At 60.7% G+C, this 3,025-nt stretch carries 4 protein-coding genes; 3 read left to right on the top strand and 1 reads right to left on the bottom strand.

Annotated elements, in window-relative coordinates; translation table 11 throughout:
- The 3 genes from AC630_RS42275 to AC630_RS42270 form a co-directional block, all read left to right on the top strand.
- Window positions 1–194: hypothetical protein (locus AC630_RS42275; protein WP_208867126.1), on the top strand; the 194-nt coding region annotated here is incomplete at its 5' end.
- On the top strand, window positions 184–759 hold the full coding sequence (locus AC630_RS47685) for a recombinase family protein (RefSeq protein ID WP_245330676.1): 576 nt from the start codon (window positions 184–186) through the stop codon (window positions 757–759). The genes AC630_RS42275 and AC630_RS47685, both read left to right, overlap by 11 nt.
- Window positions 696–2,054, top strand: coding sequence for a recombinase family protein (locus tag AC630_RS42270; protein WP_245330677.1), 1,359 nt, complete (start codon window positions 696–698; stop codon window positions 2,052–2,054). The genes AC630_RS47685 and AC630_RS42270 overlap by 64 nt, the downstream gene beginning before the upstream one ends.
- Here the strand turns inward: AC630_RS42270 and AC630_RS47680 are convergent.
- On the bottom strand, window positions 2,024–3,025 hold a 1,002-nt coding region (locus AC630_RS47680; RefSeq protein WP_074124356.1), incomplete at its 5' end, for an integrase core domain-containing protein. The two genes, AC630_RS42270 and AC630_RS47680, sit on opposite strands and share 31 nt — an antisense overlap.

Genomic DNA, 3,025 nt, shown 5'->3' with positions numbered 1-3,025 from the left:
AACTGCGATTGCAACAGCAGATGGATCTGTTCGGGAGCGGCCTGTTGAACAGCGCCGCCATCGGCGCGCCGGCGTGGTCGGAACTGCCGCCGGAAGCGCGGGCGGCGCTGACGAGCCTGATGACGCGGTTAATCCTCGACCATGCTGCGACGACAGCGACGCCGCGCGCGAAGGAGGTTGATCATGATCTCTGACAAGGTCAGGCCTCATCATTTGGAGCGCAAGGCGATTCTTTACGTGCGCCAATCCTCAGCTCATCAAGTATTGCACAATCGTGAAAGCAGCACGTTGCAGTACGCCATGCAGGACCGGCTGACGGCGCTCGGCTGGTCAGAGATCGAAGTGATCGATGATGATCTTGGTCGTTCGGCCGCCGGCGGGGTCCAACGCGCTGGCTTTGAGCGGATGGTGGCGGAGGTTTGCCTCGGTAAGGTAGGTGCGGTTTGCGCCCGCGAGGTCTCGCGCTTCGCTCGCAACAGCCGGGATTGGCAGCAACTCATCGAGATGTGCCGCGTGGTCGACACCGTTCTGGTCGATCAGGAGACCATCTATGCGCCAAGGCACGGCAACGACCGCCTGCTGCTCGGGCTCAAGGGGAGCCTCAACGAGTACGAGTTGGATCTGTTGCGTCAACGCTCGCTCTCGGCGCGCTACGAGAAGGCGCGCCGGCCTGGCGGCGACCGAATTACTCCGCCATCCACCGGATCATTGAGAACCCGGTCTACGGCGGCGCCTATGCCTATGGTAAGACGGCTGTGACGGCGGGATACACCGCCGCGGGCGTGAGCGGGAAGATCCGCCGCAAGAGGCGGAACGAATGGTTGACGCTGAAGCCCAATACCCACGACGGGTATGTGAGCTGGGAGAGGTTCGAGGCGATCCGCGCAATGGTCAGCAGCAACGTTCCCACTGGTCGACATCACGGTGCGCCCAAGCATGGAGACACGCTGCTGGCCGGTCTGATCCGGTGCAAGCGCTGTGGCCGCAAGCTTACAGTCCGGTACACAGGCATGAAGCACCATATCCCGCGCTACAGCTGCAGCCGCGCCTGGATGGACAATGGCGGCCCTCTCTGCATCGCCTTCGGAGGATTACGCGTCGATGATGCAATCGAGGACGCGCTGCTTGGCGTTGTCGGCCCAGGCGCGATCGCCGCTGCAACCGCTGCTGCCAAGGAAGCCGAAGAACGACAGGATCAGGTGCGTGCTGCTCTCAGTCGCGATCTGGAAGCGGCGCGCTATGCCGCAGACCGGGCCTTCCGGCAATACGATGCCGCCGACCCCGCGAACCGGCTGGTGGCGAGTGAACTTGAAGCGCGCTGGAACGGGGCGCTTGCTCACGCGGCGGAGGTCGAGGGCAAGATCGCCATGCATGATGCGGCGACGCCCGCACCCATTGCTGATCCAGCTTCGCTCGGCGTTCTCGCCTCGAACCTCAAAACGGTCTGGGATGCGCCGACGACGGATGCTCGCCTCAAGAAGCGCATCGTACGCACCCTCGTCCATGAGGTCGTGGCTGATATCGACGACGCGGCGTCCGAGATCGTTCTCATCGTCCACTGGATGGGTGGTGCTCATAGCGAGCTGCGCTTGCCCAAGCGTCGGCGCGGACAGCGCAACAGCACTTCTGCTGATATTATCCAAGCCGTGCGTCAACTGGTGCTGATTGCCAGCGACGATCTGATTGCTGGCATCCTCAACCGCAACGGCCTCAAGACGGGCCACGGCAATCGCTGGACCCGCGAGCGCGTCACATCGCTGCGCTCCTATCACCACATCCCGGTGTTCAAGCCAGCCAATGACGGGATCAAACCCTGGCTCAACCTTGGCAAGGCCGCAAAGCTCCTGAAGATCGCACCCAAGACGCTCCGACTGGCCGCTGAAGCCGGCGAGATCGAAGCCTTCCATCCGCTATCGGACGGCCCGTGGATCTTCGCCCGCGCCTCGCTGATAACAACTGCTGCTCAATCTATCGCCGAACGAGCGCGACAGAACCCAAGACACCCCGCGGGATCGCATCCCAATCAGCAAAGTCTCTTCTCTTCAACAACATAGACAGATGGGTGTTCTGATGCGCAGTTGTAGTAATCCTTGTATGACAGCAGGACGTGGCGCAGATGGCGTTCGCCGAAGACTACGACATGATCAATGCATTCCCTTCGGATTGAACCGATCAACCGTTCTGCGTAGCCGTTTTGCCAGGGTGAGCGGAACGACGTCGGGCGGTCTCGAATGCCGATCGACCGCACCCGGCGGACAAAAATCTCGCCATAAGCTCGATCGCGGTCCCTGATTAAGTAACGAGGGATTTGCTCCCAGCCACAGGTTTCCGTGAGCTGATTGGCGAGCCATTCGGCCGTCGGGTGCGCGGTCACTCCAAGACACAGGATCTGCCGCCGGCCATGGTCTATGATTAGCAAGCCATAGAGTAGTCGGAACGAGATTGTCGGCACGACGAAGAGGTCCATTGCGACAATGCCATCCGCATGGTTGCGAAGGAACGTCTTCCATCCCTGCGCGGGAGGGCTCCTCCTCCGCGCCCTCCGCGCCATATACTTGTACTTGTACTTGTACTTGTACTTGTACTTGTACTTGGCGACGCTGGTCTGGCCGATCTCGATGCCGAGCTTGAGAAGCTCTCCGTGGATTCTCGGCGCTCCCCACAACGGGTTGGCGATGCTCATCTCGCGGATCAGCCGGCGAATCTCCAACAGTACAGTTGGTCGGCCGCAGCGGTTCCGCGATTTCCAGCGCCAATACGACCTGAAACCGGCACGGTGCCAACGGATGACGGTATCGGGCTTCACAATCGTCAGCGCCTTGATGGTATTAGGCACCAAACGGTACAGCCCAACAAAGATCAGGCGATCCATGCCACTGAAGGCCACTCTCTTCGGCACATGCCGTCGCTGCATGTTAAGTTGATGACGAAGGATCAGGATCTCAGCTTCCAACGAGACCCGCGACCGGAACAATAAGACCAGCACCGACCAGACCAGGCTGCAAGCTTCTCTCATGAGACAGAA

The sequence above is a fragment of the Bradyrhizobium sp. AS23.2 genome (assembly GCF_001908185.1).
GTDB lineage: Bacteria > Pseudomonadota > Alphaproteobacteria > Rhizobiales > Xanthobacteraceae > Bradyrhizobium.
This window is presented reverse-complemented; position numbering and strand designations above follow the sequence as displayed.

What these genes read in the sequence shown, in the direction of transcription:
- AC630_RS47685 (WP_245330676.1), top strand. Translation starts at nt 184, where the DNA reads ATGATCTCTGACAAGGTCAGGCCTCATCATTTGGAGCGCAAGGCGATT.